The 19,008-nt window shown below is 60.6% G+C and carries 17 protein-coding genes; 12 read left to right on the forward strand and 5 right to left on the reverse strand.

Translation table 11 applies throughout. From position 1 onward, the window contains the following. Positions 1-18: 18 nt before the first annotated feature. Positions 19-1,647, reverse strand: a complete 1,629-nt coding sequence (locus tag ABXS05_RS33850) for an MBL fold metallo-hydrolase (protein ID WP_367626961.1) — start codon at positions 1,645-1,647, stop codon at positions 19-21. A gap of 312 nt (positions 1,648-1,959) precedes the next feature. Here ABXS05_RS33850 and ABXS05_RS33855 point away from each other — a divergent pair, with 312 nt between their 5' ends. The 6 genes from ABXS05_RS33855 (at position 1,960) to ABXS05_RS33880 (ending at position 8,683) form a co-directional block, all read left to right on the forward strand. Then, entirely contained in the window at positions 1,960-2,187 is a 228-nt protein-coding gene (locus tag ABXS05_RS33855; RefSeq protein WP_149249230.1) for a hypothetical protein, read from the forward strand. A 47-nt stretch (positions 2,188-2,234) separates the two neighbouring features. Then, positions 2,235-2,474 (forward strand): hypothetical protein, encoded by a 240-nt coding sequence (locus tag ABXS05_RS33860; protein WP_311939369.1) that lies wholly within the window; start codon positions 2,235-2,237, stop codon positions 2,472-2,474. Positions 2,475-2,615: 141 nt separating this feature from the next. Next, positions 2,616-3,599, forward strand: coding sequence for a zinc-dependent alcohol dehydrogenase family protein (locus tag ABXS05_RS33865; protein WP_311939400.1), 984 nt, complete (start codon positions 2,616-2,618; stop codon positions 3,597-3,599). Positions 3,600-3,814: 215 nt separating this feature from the next. After that, positions 3,815-4,849 (forward strand): HlyD family secretion protein, encoded by a 1,035-nt coding sequence (locus tag ABXS05_RS33870; protein ID WP_376717710.1) that lies wholly within the window; start codon positions 3,815-3,817, stop codon positions 4,847-4,849. Then, complete coding sequence (gene rbbA / locus ABXS05_RS33875; RefSeq protein ID WP_367626951.1) at positions 4,846-7,563, forward strand: ribosome-associated ATPase/putative transporter RbbA; 2,718 nt, start codon at positions 4,846-4,848, stop codon at positions 7,561-7,563. The genes ABXS05_RS33870 and rbbA overlap by 4 nt, the downstream gene beginning before the upstream one ends. A 1-nt stretch (position 7,564) precedes the next feature. Next, on the forward strand, positions 7,565-8,683 hold the full coding sequence (locus tag ABXS05_RS33880; protein ID WP_367626952.1) for an ABC transporter permease: 1,119 nt from the start codon (positions 7,565-7,567) through the stop codon (positions 8,681-8,683). Between the two features lie 121 nt (positions 8,684-8,804). Here the strand turns inward: ABXS05_RS33880 and ABXS05_RS33885 are convergent, their stop codons facing one another. Then, complete coding sequence (locus ABXS05_RS33885; RefSeq protein WP_367626953.1) at positions 8,805-9,746, reverse strand: ABC transporter ATP-binding protein; 942 nt, start codon at positions 9,744-9,746, stop codon at positions 8,805-8,807. A 182-nt stretch (positions 9,747-9,928) separates the two neighbouring features. Next, the gene (locus tag ABXS05_RS33890; RefSeq protein ID WP_367626954.1) at positions 9,929-10,705 is read right to left on the reverse strand and encodes an ABC transporter ATP-binding protein; all 777 of its coding nucleotides are present in this window, start codon (positions 10,703-10,705) and stop codon (positions 9,929-9,931) included. A gap of 351 nt (positions 10,706-11,056) precedes the next feature. Here ABXS05_RS33890 and ABXS05_RS33895 point away from each other — a divergent pair, with 351 nt between their 5' ends. Both ABXS05_RS33895 and ABXS05_RS33900 read left to right on the forward strand, forming a co-directional pair. Beyond that, entirely contained in the window at positions 11,057-11,953 is an 897-nt protein-coding gene (locus tag ABXS05_RS33895; protein WP_367626955.1) for a universal stress protein, read from the forward strand. Positions 11,954-12,122: 169 nt separating this feature from the next. Continuing rightward, the gene (locus ABXS05_RS33900; protein WP_367626956.1) at positions 12,123-13,952 is read left to right on the forward strand and encodes a heavy metal translocating P-type ATPase; all 1,830 of its coding nucleotides are present in this window, start codon (positions 12,123-12,125) and stop codon (positions 13,950-13,952) included. 67 nt (positions 13,953-14,019) lie between these two features. Here ABXS05_RS33900 and ABXS05_RS33905 read toward each other — a convergent pair whose 3' ends face one another. Beyond that, positions 14,020-14,511 (reverse strand): NUDIX hydrolase, encoded by a 492-nt coding sequence (locus ABXS05_RS33905; RefSeq protein WP_149250677.1) that lies wholly within the window; start codon positions 14,509-14,511, stop codon positions 14,020-14,022. Positions 14,512-14,611: 100 nt separating this feature from the next. Here ABXS05_RS33905 and ABXS05_RS33910 point away from each other — a divergent pair, with 100 nt between their 5' ends. The 3 genes from ABXS05_RS33910 (at position 14,612) to ABXS05_RS33920 (ending at position 16,915) form a co-directional block, all read left to right on the forward strand. Further along, positions 14,612-15,451, forward strand: a complete 840-nt coding sequence (locus ABXS05_RS33910) for a universal stress protein (RefSeq protein WP_367626957.1) — start codon at positions 14,612-14,614, stop codon at positions 15,449-15,451. Positions 15,452-15,699: 248 nt separating this feature from the next. After that, positions 15,700-16,197, forward strand: a complete 498-nt coding sequence (locus ABXS05_RS33915; protein WP_367626958.1) for an Hsp20/alpha crystallin family protein — start codon at positions 15,700-15,702, stop codon at positions 16,195-16,197. Between the two features lie 70 nt (positions 16,198-16,267). Continuing rightward, the gene (locus tag ABXS05_RS33920; protein ID WP_311939394.1) at positions 16,268-16,915 is read left to right on the forward strand and encodes a BON domain-containing protein; all 648 of its coding nucleotides are present in this window, start codon (positions 16,268-16,270) and stop codon (positions 16,913-16,915) included. A gap of 314 nt (positions 16,916-17,229) precedes the next feature. Here ABXS05_RS33920 and ABXS05_RS33925 read toward each other — a convergent pair whose 3' ends face one another. Then, entirely contained in the window at positions 17,230-18,045 is an 816-nt protein-coding gene (locus ABXS05_RS33925) for a universal stress protein (protein WP_367626959.1), read from the reverse strand. Positions 18,046-18,396: 351 nt separating this feature from the next. On the opposite strand from ABXS05_RS33925, the gene ABXS05_RS33930 reads away from it, so the two are divergent. After that, positions 18,397-18,783: a hypothetical protein gene (locus tag ABXS05_RS33930; protein ID WP_367626960.1), complete on the forward strand. Its 387-nt coding sequence runs from the start codon at positions 18,397-18,399 to the stop codon at positions 18,781-18,783. Positions 18,784-19,008 lie beyond the last annotated feature (225 nt).

Raw genomic sequence — 19,008 nt, forward strand, 5'->3', positions numbered from 1 at the left:
AAACGGTCGGGGATGCCCCTATGACGGGGCATCCTCATTTGCCAATGCCCTTCGCAAGCGTCGGATAATCACGCGTCTGGCCCGTTCGTCCGCCGCCTGCGCCGTGGTTTGGCTGATGTCCAACAGGAGCTTGGACAATTCGTTGTTCCAGTCGAGCCGCCCGGAATTCTCCGGCGCGATACGTGGCGGATGCGGCCGGTCGAGACACTGCCCAGTTCCCCCATCCAGCAAGAAGACCTCGTCGATCGATGGCACCACTACGGACAACCCAGGCTGGGCACTCGCCAGGCTGTTCTTGAACGCGGCGATGGCCTCACGCTCGCCATGAGTCAGAAAGACGTTGCCCGCAACAGGCAGCCGCGCCAACAGCCACGACAGCAGTTCTCCTGCATCGGCATGGCCGGAATACAGGTCGATGGAGCGGATGCGGGCGCGGACCTCCACCTCCTCGCCTATCAGCCGCACGCGGGAGGTGCCATCGAGAAGGAGGCGGCCGAGCGTACCCTGTGCCTGGTAACCCACGAGCAGGACCGTCGCCTCTTCCCGCCACAGCCAATTGCGGAGGTGGTGACGGATGCGCCCCGCCTCGCACATGCCACTGGCGGCAATGACGATGTGGAAGTTGCGGAACCGGGAAATGGCTTTGCTCTGCTCCACACTCTCCGTGAAATGAACGTTAGGGGCCTGCAGGGCCGACGTCAGGGCCTCGCCACTCGGCATCTCGCTGACATATTTCGCGAACACGCCGCTGGCCGCGGTCGCAAGGGGTGAATCGATGAAGATCGGTGCCCTCGGCAATTCATTCGCATTCATCAGGCTGACCAGATCGACCAGCAGTTCCTGCGTTCGTTCGACGGCGAAGGATGGAATCAGCAACGCCCCGTTCGAGCGTGCGGCCTCCTTGACTTCGTGGCTCAGCAGGCGCCGTCGTTTTTCGGTCGAGGCATCGGCTCGATCCGTGTCACCATAGGTCGACTCGCAGACGACATAGTCGAAACCTGCGGGGGCTTCGGCATCGGCCTGCAACAATTTATGGCCGGGTCCGAGGTCGCCGGAAAACAGCAGTCTTGTGACCTTGCCGACGTCATCGGTGATCTCGACCTCGATCGAAGCCGAGCCCAGCAAATGGCCTGCGTTCCAGAAGCGAGCCCTGATCCCGTTGGCGATGCGAAGCCAGGTCTTGAAGGCAGCGGGCCTGAAGAGCGCCAGCGTGGCAGTGGCATCCTCCACGGTATAGATCGGGGTAACGGTCGGCAGGCCACGGCGCCGATTGCGCATATTGAGTTGCTGGACCTCCGTCTCCTGGATATGGCCCGAATCCGGCAGCATGACCGAGCACAGGTCGAAGGTGGCCGCCGTCGCGAAGATCGGCCCCGTAAAGCCCTCTCGCATGAGCTTGGGCAACAGGCCGCTATGATCGATGTGGGCATGGGTCAGAAGAACCGCACCAATGCTGGAGGCATCGAAGGGAAACGGGCGATAATTGAGTTCCTTCTCGGTCTTGGAGCCTTGGAACAGACCGCAATCCACCAAAATCTTGGCCTTGGGCGTCTCGATGAGGAAGCACGACCCGGTTACGGTCTGTGTGGCGCCGAAGAAGCTGAGGCGGGGAAAATTCTTCGGATCCGAGGAGGAAGCCTCCGACATGTCGCTCTTGCCCTGTTTTTCAAACACCCGAGGAACCTAGACCTCCATCGGAACACTTTTCTTGCGGCAGATCAAAGCAAGCCGGGCTGACCGAGGCCGGGAAGCGTCTTTATCTCGACACGCCACCTCGGTGCGCCGACTTGATGCAGATCAACGCTGGTTTCGTCGAAGGCATCCATGGTGAACGAGATCCGAGGGTTACCTTTGTGCCCCCGGTCATGGGAGACCGTCGGAAAGCGGCAAGCGGGATATCGTCATCCGCCTTCCCATGTCGCGACAGAAGCTTGAACAGGCATTTCCGGAGAGCGCGCGGTGAGTAGCGGTTTGATCGAAGTGACATCCGACGGGGGGCGATACGCCATAAATCCCGACCAGGTGAAATATGTCAGCCTCGACGGCGACGGGACGTCCTATGTCTCGTTCGGAGAACGACACGGCCTGACGCTCAGCATCCCCTACGCCGAACTGGTCACCCAATTGAATGATTGGATGCGACGGGAACCCGACATCATGCCGATCGGATTGCCGGCGGCCGAATGAGCCGGGCGACTACATGGCATCCATCCGAAACAGGAGAGGCAACCAGCATGGCACGGCAAAAGTTGCCCGCAGTGCGATTGGAGCAGCTGTGCCTGCAGGAGATCCGCAAGGTGGCCGGTCTGCATGCGACACAATCGGTGGCCATCAAACCGACGCGCCCTGGTGAACATTCCGCGCGACACCCATGGACCGTCGCGGATATCGAGCCTGATCCAGGAGGCGTGTCGACCTGGCAGAAAGCGCTGAACGCCATCCTGCCGCTGCAGGGCAAATATGATCTGGAATAAAGCTCGGGGAACCGGGCAGCAACGACAATGGCCTGCCGGCCAACACCATCGTGCAATCCGCAGCCGATTGCCCCTGCTCGGTGGCGCCGATCAAAGTCTCCATTCGGATACATATCCGGCAACGCGATCATGGACGATGCCATGAAGGCCATGGTGCTTCATCAGACAGGACAACCGCTCCGAATGGAGGTCCGTCCCGACCCGATGCCTTCCTTCGGCGAAATCCGGGTGAAGGTCGAGGCTTGTGCCGTCTGCAGGACGGATCTGCATGTGGTCGACGGAGAGCTGCCCAACCCGAGAACGCCGATCGTTCCCGGACACGAGATCGTCGGAACCATCGACCGTATCGGCAGGGGCGTGACAGGGCTGGAAGCCGGGACACGCGTGGGCATTGCCTGGCTTGGACATACATGCGGCCACTGTCCCTATTGCATGTCCGGCCATGAGAATTTGTGCGATGAGCCCGCCTTCACCGGCTATTCGCGCGATGGGGGATTTGCCACCCATGTCCTGGCGGATGCGGCCTTCGTCTTTCCTTTGCCCCGATGCGAGGATCCTGTCGCCACGGCTCCCTTGATGTGCGCTGGCCTGATCGGCTGGCGTTGCCTGCGTATGACCGGCGACGCTCAACGCCTCGGCCTCTATGGTTTCGGAGCTGCTGCCCATATTCTCGCCCAGGTAGCCCGCTGGCAGGGCCGGGACATTTTCGCCTTCACGCAGCCGGGCGACGACAATGCCCAGAAACTTGCCTTGTCGCTAGGCGCGGCCTGGGCCGGCGGATCCGACGAGCTCCCGGCTCAGCCCCTGGACGCTGCCATCATCTTTGCTCCTGTCGGCGCGCTCGTGCCTCAGGCGCTGCGCGCTGTCCGCAAGGGCGGCAAGGTCGTTTGCGGCGGCATTCATATGAGCGACATACCGCAATTTCCGTATCGCATTCTGTGGGAAGAGCGGCAGCTTCTTTCAGTCGCCAACCTGACACGGGCCGACGCCGAGACATTCCTGGAGATCGTGCCGAAGGTCGGCATCCAGACAACGGTCACCGCCTACGCTTTGGAGCAGGCGAACGAAGCACTTGCGGATCTGCGGGCGGGGCGCTTTCAGGGCGCGGCGGTCCTGGTGCCTTGATGCCGTCCGAGCGCGGCCATCCCTGCCGATCGGTTTCGCCTCCGGCTTCCGATGACGAGGAAACATCCTTGCACTGAGCCGAAAAGGAAGGCCGCCCGAGCAGTTCGCATGCAAACGACCAGCGTTTGATCTGCATCAACCGGGTGCCGCCCGACTGAAGGTAACGAAGATGGATAGGCGCCCGTCGGCGCACAATTCATTCGGGAGCACCTTCGTTGCGCCAGCCTCTTCGCCTTTGTGTTTTCGCCGCTGTTGTGGCCGCCGGATGCACCATAAGCGGCCTGTCCTCGGCTGCCGACCAAACCTCCAATATCGCCGACCGTCTGCGCAGCCTGTGGAACGGGACCGGCAAGGCCGCCTTGCCCACCGACATCGCTTACTCCAACGGGCGTATCGAAGCCGAACACGTATTGGTCGCAGCCAAATTCGCTGGGCGCGTGGCACAGGTCCTTGTCGAGGAAGGACAAACCGTCGAGGCAGGTTCGGTCGTTGCCCGCATGGATGTCTCCGACCTGCAGGCACAGCTTGCCGGCACGCAGGCTCAGGTCCGGCGAGCCGAAAAAACCATCGCCGAAGCCGAAGCGGCGCTGGCCCAGCGTGAAAGCGAGCTCGTCCTCGCCCATCAGGAACTCGACCGCGCCTCTACCCTTGCTGCGCGGGGCTACGGCACGACGCAGCAATTGGACCTGAGGCGCAGCCAGCTCAATGTCGCGGAGGCAGCAAGGAAGGCCGGCATCGCCAATCTCGACGAAGCCAACGCGGCGGCAGATGCCGCCCGGGCAGAGGTTGCCCGCGTCAGTTCGCTCGTCGACGACGCCGTCCTGACCGCGCCACGACGTGGCCGCATCGAATACAAGCTCGTCCAGTCGGGAGAGGTCGTCGCAGCCGGAGCTCCGGTCGTCACTCTCCTCGACCTGTCGGACGTCTACATGACTATCTTCCTGCCCTCGCGAGCCGCGGGACGCCTCGCTCTGGGCGACGAAGCGCGCATCATCCTCGACGCGGCTCCGGATTATGTCGTGCCGGCCACCGTGAGTTTCGTTGCCACGGATGCTCAGTTCACCCCCAAGGCGGTCGAAACGGCCGACGAACGGGAAAAACTGATGTTCCGTGTCAAGCTGAAGATCGCACCGACACTTTTGAAGCAATACGAAGCCCGGGTTAAGACGGGCGTGCGTGGCGTCGCCTATGTGCGGACCAGCCAGACCGCGGCCTGGCCGGACCGGCTTCTGGTGAAGCTGCCGCAATGACCGAGCCTGTCATCGAGTTGCGGGACGTCGTCCATCGCTATGGGCGGCATGATGCCCTCAGCCACGTTTCTCTGGCCATACCTGCCGGCTGCATGGCCGGCCTGATTGGTCCTGATGGCGTCGGCAAATCGACCCTGCTCGGCCTCGTGGCGGGGGTCACACGGCCCCAGCAAGGCGAGATCCTGGTTCTGGGAGGCGATGTTCGCTCCACCGAACAATTACGCCTCAACCGCTCGCGCATTGCCTATATGCCCCAGGGCCTCGGCCGCAACCTCTACCCAACCTTGAGCGTGGCCGAGAACCTCGATTTCTTTGCCCGGCTTTTCGGTCAGAACTCCAGCGAACGCAGCGCGCGTATCGCACAATTGCTGGAGGTGACGGGTCTGTCGGCGTTTCGCGACCGGCCGGCAGCCAAACTATCCGGCGGCATGAAGCAGAAACTCGGTATTTGCTCCGCCCTGATCCACGACCCCGATCTGATCATCCTGGATGAGCCGACGACCGGGATCGATCCATTGTCGCGGCGGCAGTTCTGGCGTCTGATTGAACGCCTTCGGGAAGACAGCCCCAATCTGAGTGTTCTGGTGGCAACCGCCTATATGGACGAGGCCGAACATTTCGACTGGCTTGCGGCCCTGGATGAAGGGCGTGTGATCGCGCAAGGCTCGCCAAACGACATCAAGCGACAGGCAAATGCTTCCAGCCTGGAGGCCGCCTTCGTCGCTTTGTTGCCCGACGCCGGCGACAAGGCCGAGCTGACGATCCCCCCGCGCCCCGCTGGCCCGGCAGATGGCCCGCCAGCGATCGAGGCTTCCGGCCTCACACGCCGTTTCGGCGATTTTACGGCCGTCGATCATGTCAGCTTCCGCATTGAAAAGGGCGAAATCTTCGGATTCCTGGGCTCGAATGGCAGCGGCAAAAGCACCACCATGAAGATGCTCACCGGGCTTCTGCCCGCGAGCGAAGGCGAGGCGCGCCTGTTCGGTCACCCTCTGGATGCCGGCGACATGCAAACCAGACGCCGGGTCGGCTACATGTCACAGGCCTTCTCCCTTTATGGCGAACTGACGGTTCGCCAGAACCTCGTCCTGCATGCGCAGCTCTTTGGCTTGGCGCGTGCTGACATCGAACCACGCGTGGCCGAAATGCTGGCCCGTTTCGACCTGCAAACCGTCGCCGATACCCGTCCGGAAAGCCTGCCCCTCGGCATCCGCCAACGCCTGCAACTCGCCGTGGCGGTGATCCATCGCCCCGAAATCCTGATCCTGGACGAGCCCACCTCGGGGGTGGATCCGGTGGCGCGTGATGGATTTTGGCGCTTCTTGCTGTCGCTCTCGCGCGAGGAAGGCGTCACCATCTTCCTGTCCACGCATTTCATGAACGAGGCCGAGCGCTGCGATCGCATCTCCTTCATGCATCAAGGCAAAGTGCTTGCTGTCGGAACGCCGTCGGAATTGAAGGCAGACAGAGGCAAGTCGAATCTGGAAGACGCCTTCGTCGAGGTGCTCGAGCAGGCCGGCATGGCGAGTTCGATCGGCAAGGCACGGACGGTGGCTCCGGCCAAGGCGGCGTCCGCCAGGCCAAGGCGGCTGGATGGGCGTAGATTATGGGCCTATGCCCGGCGCGAGACGCTGGAGATCATGCGTGACCCGCTGCGCCTCGCCTTCGCTCTGATAGGCCCGGTCCTGCTCTTGCTCACTTTCGGATATGGCATTTCCTTCGACGTGGAGAAAATCCCCTATGCGGCTTTCGATCAGGACCAGTCCGCGCAGAGCCGGCAATTGCTCGAGAGCTTCGAAGGTTCCCGTTACTTCGCCCAGCAGCCCACCATCCGATCGGCCGAGGAACTCGAAACCCGGATGCAGAGCGGAGAGCTGAAGCTGGCGATCGAGCTCCCATCCGGATTCGGCAGGGACCTGATGCGCCAGCTCACCCCGCAAGTCGGTATCTGGCTGGATGGGGCCATGCCCTTCCGCGCAGAAACCACTCGCGGCTATGTCACGGGATTGGCAACGACCTACCTCACCGATGCCGCAAAGCGGCAAAGAGGGCAGGCGGCCCCTGCCTACCCGATCGGGATCGAACCGCGTTTTCGTTACAACCAGGCATTCCGGAGCGCCAATGCCATCGTTCCGAGCGTGATCGTGTTGATCCTGGTACTCATCCCGGCGGTGATGACGGCCTTGGGCATCGTCAAGGAAAAAGAAACCGGATCGATCGCCAATTTCCAGTCGACCCCCGTCACCAAGCTCGAATTCCTTCTGGGCAAGCAATTGCCCTATGTCGCAATCGCCTTCATCAGTTGCCTGACCTTGATCTTGCAGGCTGTCTATCTCTTTCAGGTCCCCATGCGCGGGTCGCTTCCCACTTTGCTGGCGGCGTCCTTCGCCTATGTGCTGGCCACCACCGGCTTCGGCCTGTTCGTGTCCAGTTTCGTGCGCAGCCAGGTCGCGGCCATCTTCGCCACCGCCATCATTGCGATCATTCCCGCCGTCAACTTCTCCGGCCTGCTCGTGCCTGTCTCCTCCCTATCGGGTGGAGGGCGCCTGATGGGTCTTGCCTTCCCGGCCGCCTGGTATCAGCCCGTCAGTGTCGGCGTGTTCGCCAAGGGGCTGGGCTTTGGGGACCTCTGGCCCAATCTCACCGTTCTCCTGCTGTTCGGACTGGTCTTCATCGCAGCCTCCGTGCTCGCGCTACGCAAAAGGGGGGCCTGACATGGGCCGTCTCACCACGATATGGCGGCTCGGCATCAAGGAGCTATTCAGCCTGAAGGCCGACCCCGTTCTGGTTGCCCTGATCCTCTACACCTTCACCTTCGCCGTCTACACGGTCGCCACAGGCGCTACCTTCGAGGTGCAGAATGCCTCGGTCGCCGTGGTCGACGAGGACCGCTCCTCCCTGTCCTTTCGTCTGCGCGACGCCCTGCTCAAACCGTTCTTCGAAGAACCCGTTCTCATCGATGCCGATGACGTCGATCGCACAATGAATGCCGGGCGCTTCGTATTCGTCGTCGAAATACCCCCGAATTTCGAACGGGATGCCTTGGCCGGGCGTCATCCGTCGGTCCAGCTCAACATCGACGCGACGGCGATGTCCCAGGCCGGGAACGGTGCCTCCTACATCCAGGCCATCATCTACGAGGAAGCACGCAAGGCCCTGCCCAGCGCCGACAATCCGGCCCCAATCGACCTGGTGGTCCGAGCCAAGTTCAATCCCAACCTGCAATCGGCCTGGTTCACGGCCGTGATGCAGGTGATCAACAATGTCACGATGCTGGCGGTCATCCTCACGGGCGCCGCGCTGATCCGCGAAAGGGAACACGGCACGATCGAGCACCTGCTCGTGATGCCCGTCACCCCCTTCGAGATCATGATGGCCAAGATCTGGGCCAACGGGCTTGTCATCGTCGTCGCAGCCAGCCTTTCGCTTCTGATCGTCGTCGAGCGCCTTCTGGGCGTTCCGGTCGCAGGTTCCCTTGGCCTGTTCGTGGGATCGAGCATTGTCTACCTGTTCTCGGTTACCGCGCTGGGTATCCTGATTTCCACGGTCTCCACCTCGATGGCGCAATTCGGGTTGCTGGTAATGCCGATCCTCATCGTCATGAACCTCCTGTCGGGGAGTACCACGCCGATGGAGAGCATGCCCGAATGGCTCCAGACGGTCATGCAGTTCACGCCCTCACCCCACTTTGTCAGCCTATCCCAGGCCATCCTCTATCGAGGCGCCGACCTTTCCATCATCTGGCCCCAGCTTGCGGCGTTGACTGCAATCGGCAGCGTTTTCTTTCTGATCGCGAGCATACGTTTTCGCAAGGCGCTCCTGGCGGCTCAGTAAGACACTGCGACCGCACAGTCGGGCCACCGGTCGGAAGCACTGCTCGCGTGAGGGAAGCCAGGATCGCATCAGGTCGGCAAAAGCGATCCGCTGCCCTGTTCGGCCAGGCTCACTGCAGCTCTCATTCCCCAACCTCTCCCGCGATCGCTCCCAGCTTCTGGGCATCGCACAGGAGACGATATTTGACCCGCGTCGCCTGCAGATCCCGATACCAGGTGACCAGATCGCCCCATGGATCGTTGATCCTGCTCAGCCCCGAGAGGAAGGCGACCACAGTGCCTATCTCGATTTTGCCGACAACGACGAAATAGCCCCCCAGCGCCAGGATCGCCGTCACCCCGAGCTGGGTCATCAGGTTCATCAGAAAGTTCATGGAGAACTTGAGCTTGTAGATGGCCATGTTCTGCATGAATACCGCATGGATGCGCGTATGCTGACGGCCGTCACCGTCAATCGCCCCTCGGGCACCCACGATTTCGCCGCTCATTTCACGCAGCAGACCTACCCTCGTCTGCACCCGCCGGTTGATGGCGTTCTGCATGAGCGGCACGAAACCGATCTGCGGAAAGAAAACAAACACGACGAGGAGCGCCATCAATGGCTGCAGATAGAGGAGATATCCAACGACGGAGATCAGGACTCCAGCCTGCAAAACGGGCTCGGAAAAGGCCTCCCCCACGAATCCGCCGAGCGGATCCGCCTCCTCCAGAACAATTGAAAGCTGAATGCCTTCGGTCAGATCCGGTACCGGCGCGATCGTACCGCCCTCTCCCGTTACAAACACCGATTGGCGCAATGCCCGGACAGCCCTCTCCCCCACCCAGTTCCTATAAATATTGAGGCAGAGCTTCACCAAGCCTTCCGCGATGCTGATGCCCAAATAAAGGCCGGCCAGCATGAGGATAGGGCGATAGATCCCGCCGCGAAGCGCATCGTTGACGACTCGCCTTTGCACCTCGAGGGAGGAAGTGCCGACCGCGAACAAGAGGATCGACAGAACCGTGATCCACAACTGATGGGCACCACTCACTTGCCAGATGAAGCGATACAGACTGCGTGGCATGCCCCCGTCCTTATCGACGTTGCCTCGGCCGGATTCAACGGCATGGCCTGGGCTTTCCATCTGCAAATGTGCACCAGACATAGGCGAGCCCCCTGCACGGATGATTGATAGGCCGTCACCGGCAGTACGATGCGGCGTTCGATGAAAGGCCTCTCGCCTGTCCAGGCATTGGCGCCAAGAGGTCAGCCAAAAGCCGCCTGGCCACGCGCCCCGTGAAAATAGGCTTTGACCCAGGGATCTTGAGAGAGGAGCATCGCCTCCAAACCGCCGCTGGCGACAATCCTGCCCTTCGCCATCGCTACAATCCGGCTGCACACATTGCGCAAGCTGTCCAGGTCGTGGGTTACCATGAAGGTCGTCAGCTTCATGGTGTGATGCAGAACGGAGACCAATGCGTCGAAATCGCCCGCTCCGATCGGATCGAGACCCGAAGTAGGCTCGTCCAGAAAGACGATTTCTGGATCGAGAGCCAGAGCTCGAGCCAGCGCGACGCGCTTTGCCATACCACCGGAGAGTTGAGCAGGGTATTTGTCGGCCGCATCCACCAGCAACCCCACCATCTTCAATTTGTACATGGCGAGTTCATCCATCAGGTGGTCGGAAAGATCGAGAAACTCGCGCATCGGCAATTGGATGTTCTCCCTCACCGTCAGGGAAGAGAACAAGGCCCCCTGCTGAAACATGATTCCGCATCGAAGGCCCAGATCCCGTCGTCCCTCGGCATCGAGCGCGTCGGGATTGAGTCCCAATATCTCAATGCTGCCGGCCCGCTTGGGCACCAGCCCCACGATGCTTCGCAACAGGACGGATTTGCCCGAGCCGGACGCCCCGATCAAACCGATGATTTCGCCTTCACAAATATCGAGGTCGACGTGATCGAGAACGATCCTGTCCCCAAAACCAACCACGAGATCGCGCACCCTGATGGCGACCTTGGCCTGCGGCTTGGACTGGATCATGGTTCTTCCTCGACGACCGCAAACCACAACGCCCGGAGTGCGACGACTCCGTCGGCCTGACAGCCCGTGAGGACCTCCGACCAAGGCCAGCCATCGGCGCCAGCGACATCGACAAGACGCGTCAATCTTGGTGCACCTGCCTGTTTAGGGCTGGAGCGCGGGCTCGGCTTTGATTCAGCGCAAGCTCTGCAGCTTCCGGAGCTACCGGATTGGCGCTGCGAGCCGCGATATTTGACCTCCGGATATTTCCCTTGAGCCAGATCAACGCAATGAAAGCTCGAAGAAGCAAGGCTGGCATCATTCCGCTCGGGGCACGCAGAGAGCGTGGATTCCCGTAATCAGGAGGGTTCAATGAAAGCCGACAGTTCCTCGACCCAGCCACTGGAAGCCAAAGCCTCCGTTCGCCCGGACAATTACAAGACCCTTGCCGTCCACCTCGATGGCAGCGAGGAGGACGAAGTTCGCCTCTCCCATGCCGAAATGCTGGCGGCGACTTTTGACAGCCATCTCACCGGCCTTTTCACCAGCCTCTTGCCCGATATTTCAATTTATGCCGGCGAGATGGGTACGGGCGTCAGCATGGACATGGTGGACCAGATCCAGCAACGCGCTACTGCCGCGATCGAACGGCTGCAACCGCGCCTCGAGCGCCTTTCCGTATCCAGCGAAATCCGGCGCATCGAGGATGCCGCGGGATGGTTATCCTCCCTTCTGGCAACGCAAGTCCGAACCACCGACCTGTTCATCGGCAGTTGCCCGCGCAAGGACGAGGCAAACACCGATTGGAGGCATTTGATCGAAGCGATATTGTTCGAAAGTGGCCGGAGCGTCTATCTGGCGCCGCCCGGACAACAACCCAGGCAGCCGATCCGGACCGTGCTCATCGGCTGGACCGATACCAAGGAAGCCAGCAGGGCCGTCGCGGAGGCGCTCCCCCTCCTCAGGCTGGCATCGCTTGTCAAAGTCGTGACCGTCGAAGAGGAAAGGCAAAAAGCCGACCTCGATGAGGATGTGGGTCTGGCGGATATTGCGACCTATCTGGTACGGCATGGTGTGGAAACGGTGGTGGACGTTCTTCCCCTTACTGAGGACGTGACGAGTACACTCCTGCAGGAAGCGCACCGCATCTCAGCGGATCTGATCGTTGCCGGCGCTTACGGGCATTCGCGCCTGAGAGAATGGATCATGGGCGGCACAACCGTTGAACTCGTCGAGAAAACCGATGTTCCGCTCCTGATGGCTCACTGACGGAGACATTCGAAAGCCGGCATTCAGTGCAACCGGTGCTGTTTTCCGATGCCTCGATCCGGCTTCGCCTGCAGGCCACTCCATGGTTCACGACCTCTCCTTAATTGCACGACGCACCGCAGATACCAAGGAAGCGTCTGCCCCGCCGACAAAGCCCGACCTGCCTCGGATGGCTTCCGTAGCGCTCGCGGCGCTTCCCGCGGCTGCGCTACCAGCAGGATTGGTTGCTTACCTGCTGGAGCGTTTGCAGGTCGCGCACACCCTATGGCTGGCCGGCACCGTACCGGTTCTAATCGTCCTTGCGATCACCATCCTGCGCGGCCTGGTGCGAGGGAATGTCGGGCTGGACATCATTGCGGCTCTGGCGATGGCGGGCGCCATCTGGGGCGGCGAAGCCCTGGCCGGCGTCGTCATCGCCTTGATGTTTGCCGGCGGCCAGGCCCTGGAGCAATTCGCGCAGGGCCGCGCGAGTTCGGCCATGACGGCCCTGCTCAGCCGGGTCGCTCGCAGCGCCCTGCTTTATCAAGGTGATCGTCTCCAAACGGTGCCGATCGAATCCCTATCGCCTGGCGATCGCATCCTGGTGCGCCCCGGAGATGTCCTGCCGACCGATGGCCTGCTCATCGGGCCTGATGCAACCCTGGACGAGTCAGCCCTGACCGGGGAAGCCATGCCGGTGCGACGACTTGCCGGCGATGCCCTTTCGAGCGGAATCGTGAACGCGGGGGCCGCCTTCGATCTGCGGGTTTCCAGGCCTGCACGAGAGAGCACATACGCCGCAATCCTCAGCCTCGTTGAGTGCGCCCGTCAATCCAAGGCCCCCATGGCGCGGATGGCCGATCGTTACGCCATCGGTTTCCTCCTGCTGACCCTGGGGTTGGCCGGGCTGGCTTGGTGGATCTGGGACTCTCCTCACCGCGCACTCGCAGTCCTCGTCGTGGCCACCCCTTGTCCGCTCATCCTCGCCGTGCCGGTTGCCCTGGTCGCCGGCATGTCACGCTGCGCCAAGCGCGGCGTAATGGTCAAGACCGCTGGTACACTCGAGACATTGGCCCGGATCCGCACCGTATTGTTCGACAAGACAGGAACGTTGACACGCGGCTATCCGTCGATCGCGCGAATCGAACCCGAGCCATCCGTGAGTGTTGAGCAGTTCCTGCGCATGGCCGGCTCGGTCGGTCAGGCCTCTCATCACGTCATGTCGCAGGCCCTGGTCGAAGAAGCACGCCGGCGCAATATCGATCTCATTCCGCCGAATGAAGTCCATGAGAGCCCGGGAAACGGCGTGGAAGGATTGCTCGAAGAGGCTCGCATCCGGATCGGGCGCCTGGACTTCGTCGAGCCTGATGCGGGTGCCGAGAGGACTTCATCGGTGCCGGCGGGCCATGCTGCACTCCACGTTTCCTCGAACGGACACTATGTCGGCCGCGTTCTGTTCAAAGACGAGCTGCGCCCCGATGCATATTCGACCCTCGATGCATTTCGTACCAGTGGAATCGAGCGCATCATCCTGCTGACCGGCGACCGCGCCGACATCGCCCGACCCCTGGCGACGTCGCTCAAGCTGGACGATGTCATCGCAGACGCAACGCCGCAGGACAAGGTGGCTGCCGTAGCGGCGGAAAGGCGCCACGCCCCCACGATGATGATCGGAGATGGCATCAACGATGCCCCCGCACTCGCATCCGCCGACGTGGGCACCGCGCTCGGGGCAAGAGGCGCCGTCGCCGCCTCCCAGGCAGCCGACGTCGTGGTGCTGGTCGACAGGATCGAACGTGTTGCAGAAGCCCTCGCCATCGCACACCGCACGCGTCGAATTGCCCTGCAGAGCGTACTTATCGGCATGGGGCTCTCGCTGGTCGGCATGGTAAGCGCTGCGTTGGGGTATCTCGATCCCGTAGCTGGCGCCTTTCTTCAGGAGGCGATTGATCTCGCCGTCGTGCTCAACGCTCTGCGGGCCTTGCGACCGGCATCGCCGGCCATGAACCGGCCGGCCTGACAGACTTGTATCGTGCATGGAGCGGGTCGATGATCCGTTCTTACAAGATATCGATCTGAAAACGGGATCATTTCGGCGCAGAATGGTGGCCATGCCTGAGCTGCTCTGCCAATCGGTCGAGGAAGGACCGCTGAGCGGGCAGGATCTTGCCATGAGCCTCGGCCATCGCGAACCACTGCGCCTTGTCCACCTCGGGAAACTGCTCGATGCGCCGGCTGCGAGGTGGCCACTCCATCTCGAACATATTGCTGCGTAGCTGGCTGGGATCGAAATCGCCTGCCACAGCCCAGGCAGCCATACGCTTGCCGCTGGAATAGCGGATATCGCCCAGGTCAATCGGCACGGCATGGGGGCATGGCATCCCGAGCTCTTCCTCAAACTCACGCAAGGCAGCGCTGTAAGCATCCTCGCCGACATCGTATTCCCCTTTGGGGATCGACCAGGCCTGTTCATCTCGTTTCGCCCAGAACGGCCCTCCGGGATGAACGAGAAGAATTTCGATGTCGCGGTCGTCGCCTTTCAACCGATAGAGCAAGATCCCAGCACTCTTCCTCGCCATCGGTTCATAGGTCCTTTGCGCAAGATCAACGACATCCGCCCAGGATCCGCTACCCCTTTGGGCAACGATGACTTTTTCATCCCATAGGCGGAGCGAAAACATGACCTATACCAGCATGCTGGTCCATGTGCAGGATAACAAGGAAAGTGACGAAAGAACCAAACTCGCGGCAACGCTGGCTTCGCGGTTCAACGCCAAACTCATTGGCATTGGTTGCGTACCCGCAATCGATCTTGCGGCGAGGGAACAGGTAAAGCCGATTTCTCTCGGCCACGATCCCGCCATTAGCCGCCCGGTCCTGCCTTGGTATGGCGACGAGGACCTGGAGCCTCGGTTCAGGGATGCCGCGGTTTCCAATCGCAAGGACTTGGAATGGCAGACCAGCATGCAGTTTCCAGCCGACGCGCTGTATCATGAAAGTGCCAGGGCCGATCTCATCATTGTGGGACAGCGCCGCCACAACCCGCCCAATCTGCCGCACCTGGCGCTGGATCCGGCAGAGGTCGTGCTGCGCTGCGGCCGACCGATTCTGGTCGTGCCACCCAGCCTGTCGCAATTGGCGGCGGACCATGTCCTCGTGGCCTGGAGCAACACGCGCGAGGCTCGCAGGGCTGTCATTGACGCCCTTCCATTTCTACGGGAAGCATCGCGTGTCAGCATCGTCGAGGTCGTGGAAGAAAGCGGCCGGGACAACGCTGCGCGGCGCGTCGACGCCGTTGCGGAGTTCCTCAGGCTTCACGACGTCGAAACACATGCACAGGTTCTCGAAACGGTCGACGGCACGGTTTGCGAGACCATTCTTGTCCATGCCGGGCGGCAGCATGCCGACTTGATCGTTGCCGGAGGCTATGGCCATGCTCGGGCGAGGGAATGGATGTTTGGCGGCGTTACCCGCGACCTCCTGCATTCTTCAACCAAATGCTGCCTGCTGAGTCACTAGGACGCGGTCAAACCTCCCTGTTTTCGGGAAGCCGGCGGGGCCAGTCCTTCTTCGACGGGACAGCCACGTCTGAGGCGGTCTGTGAGCTGATATGCGATCCGGACGTGTTCGCGGGCGTCAATAAGACAAGTAATTGCATAAGACTTTACCTCTTGCGCCTATCGTTTTGACAGAAATCAACGCGCTCATTCTCGGAATGTGATGAACTCCATTTACTGGCACCCCGCCAGGATCAATGGAGGCCAAATATGAGTGACAAGGTTCCGAATCCGCTTGGTTCACCTGGCGTGAACTCCGCACCGAGCAGTCTCTTCACTTCCTTGCAAACCGAGGTCAACCGCCTGTTCAACGACTTCGGTTCGGGGTTCCCCAATTTCAGGCAATCCCTTTGGACCGGCCTGCCGACAAACGCCGACCTTTCCCCGCGCATGGATGTCGCCGAGACCGACCAGGCAATCGAACTCACCGCCGAATTGCCGGGGCTTCAGGAAAAGGACATCGAGGTGACTCTCACGGACAATGTCCTGACCATTCGTGGTGACAAGAAGTCCGAGAGGGACGAAACCAACAAGAACTATCATCTCGTCGAACGTCGCTACGGCTCCTTCGCCCGCCGCATGGAGCTGCCGCCAGGAATCGACCCATCGAAGATCGATGCCAAATTCTCGAACGGCGTATTGGTGGTGACCGTGCCCAAGTCTTCGCCGAGCGTCGCCCGGAAGATCGACGTCAAGAACGCTGCGTGAGTGCCGCTCCCGAGCGGCCCGCGCGTTTGTTTCTGGCATTTCGTACGACAAGTAAAAATGGAGAGAAACGATGAATGACAAGGTCTTGCGTCAATCGATCATCGACGCCCTCGACTTCGATCCAAGCATTGACGCCGCTCGTATTGGTGTTGCCGTCGACAATGGCATCGTCACGCTGAGCGGCCATGTCGGCAGTTATGCCGAGAAGATCGCGGCCGAAACGTTGGCTCGCCGCATCAAAGGCGTCCGTGCGATAGCCGAGGAAATCGAGGTCCGCTACCCGGACCACAAGAAGACAGCCGACGACCAGATCGCATCGAGGGCCGTCTCAGTCATCTCGTGGGATGCCATGGTCCCCGAGGGGGTCGTCAAGGTGAAGGTCGAGAAGGGCTGGGTCACCCTTGCGGGCACCGTCGACTGGCAGTTTCAGCGAGAAGCCGCCTATCGGGCAGTTCGCAAGCTCTCCGGCGTGCTCGGCATCACCAACAGCATTGAAGTCAAGGCCCGCGTGCAAATTCCCGACGTCCAGGCCAAGATCCTGGCCGCGCTCAAACGGGATGCCGAGTTCGAGGCCGACGGGATCAAGGTGAATGTCATCGGCGACAAGGTAATTCTCGATGGCAAGATCAAGGCGTGGCACGAGCGGCAGGTCGCAGAGCGCGCGGCCTGGTCAGCCGCCGGTGTTCGCAGCGTTGAAGACAATCTGCACGTCGCCTGAAGACAGTCACAATACCAGTATCTTGTCTGAAACCTCTTGAAAGATCACGTCCGTCTCCTTCATCGGGATGAATTCCCTGAGGAAGTTGGACGTGATCGTGCCGTTTCGGCTCGAGGGTATGGAAAATCTGATGGTCCGGACCGGCCCGCAAAGCATGGGCATCGTCACTCGGGCTTTGATATCTCCTCTCGCGAGTTGACCGTATTGGCCACATCTGGAGCCGGTGCAGCGGTATGGCTGAACCACGCTGGTACTCGAGGAGAGCGGTCGAGCTCTATTCGACCGGAATTGGCCAGGGACTTCGGGAGAGAATTTCAATTGCTGAGCAAGAGGCAGATAGGGCATTTCTTGAGCATGTCGTGCGTTTCCCCGCCTATCGTCCAATCATGCAGGCGGGCATGAATCCGAGCCCCCATAACGATGAGGCCGGTTTGGTGCGCCTTGGCAAAATCCGTGATTTGCCTCGAAATTGAGCGCCCATCGTCCTCAATGATCACCGATCGGGAAATGATGCCGTGATGCGCCAGAAAGCACTCCACGTCGCTCGTTTGTTGCAGTGCTGTCAGACGTTGGTCTCCTTCCACGATATTGATGACGCTCACATTTTTCGATTTGCTCAGCAAGGGTAAAGCATCGAGCACGGCACGGCGAGCCTCACGGCAATCCTTCCAGGCAATCACGGCATGCGAGCCGAGGAGACTGGTCTTGACCGATGCCGGCACCACCAGCACGGGGCGCCCTGCGTACACGATCAGCTTGGCCGGATCGATGGCATGATGTGGCGAAACGTCGTTCCCCATCCGACCGGCCAGAATGATATCGGCGGCCCGCCCCTCGCTAGCCACGAAATCGTTTGGATTGTCGATGGAACTCCGCCATTCAAGGCGGCATTCATGGGCCTGCGCGACACGATGGAATAGGTCCTTCGCGCAACGCAGATCCGCTTCGGCGTAGTCCAGATAGGGGCTCATATCCAGGCTGATGGTAGCCGGCCCCTTTTCGGGTAGCACGACCCGCGGTTGCGCGGCACTTGCCGACACCCCGATAAGCCTGGCCTCGAAATGTCGCGCGACTTCGCAGGCAAGATCGACGCGAGCAGTATTGTAGCCGCCAGTATCGACATAAACCATGACCGCCGAGTACCTCATCGAACCTTGCTCCTTGCCGGCAAACTCTTAATATAGCTTGAGCGCCGATCCGAGCATTGACAGGCATCAAGAGAAAAAGCGTACACTTTGGACAAAGAGTAGTTCAGCTAATTTCGAAATAGAACACCAAATCGAGCAAGCAGACAAAGGCGACAAGAACTACCTGCCACAAGACCGCGTAGGGCCTGTGAAATCGATGCAAGCCGGAAGATCATCGTTCCGTTTGTTTCCGGACTCGCGATCTGGCTTCGCTCTTTATTGCTTGGGGTTGATCAGCCCCTCCAGCTTTCCTAATGAATCTAGCCTCCCACCACTTCATATTGATGCGGATCAATGCGGCGGCTGTTGCAAGCAGCGATATTCAACGTTGCTCAGTTATCATGGAGCGACGATATCGTTCGACTGAAACGGCTGCCAATTGTGGAGAGTCAAACCATGGGCGAAACAAAGAAGAAGATCTATGAAGCCTTGGTCGCCGGGGCCACGAGCGGCCTGCACAGCGCGCCACTCTTTGCCTATGTTGCCAACAAGAATCCAAAATCGGACAACAAGCGGATCATCCAGGCTGCGTTTCATGCACTGCGTGACCCACACCTGACGAATCCAAGCGTCCTCAAAGCAATTTGTTCTCTTGCGGCAGAACGCCGGCTGATCGAACTGGGACTTGAACCTACGCCCACGAGACCACGACACAAGAAAAATAGCCCTCAGCCTTGCTGAGGAACTCGCTTTACAGCGAACCAGCGAGACTATCTGAACCATCAACGGAGCATTGCGTATGTGGGCATGCTTCCGTCGGGGTTGGAGATTCCGAACGCAAACACCACCCGAGCTGTTAGACCCAGACGGTAATTGATTTATGACAGAATTGGTTGCGGGGGCAGGATTTGAACCTGCGGCCTTCAGGTTATGAGCCTGACGAGCTACCGGGCTGCTCCACCCCGC

This window comes from Labrys neptuniae, assembly GCF_040797145.1.
Lineage (GTDB): Bacteria > Pseudomonadota > Alphaproteobacteria > Rhizobiales > Labraceae > Labrys > Labrys neptuniae.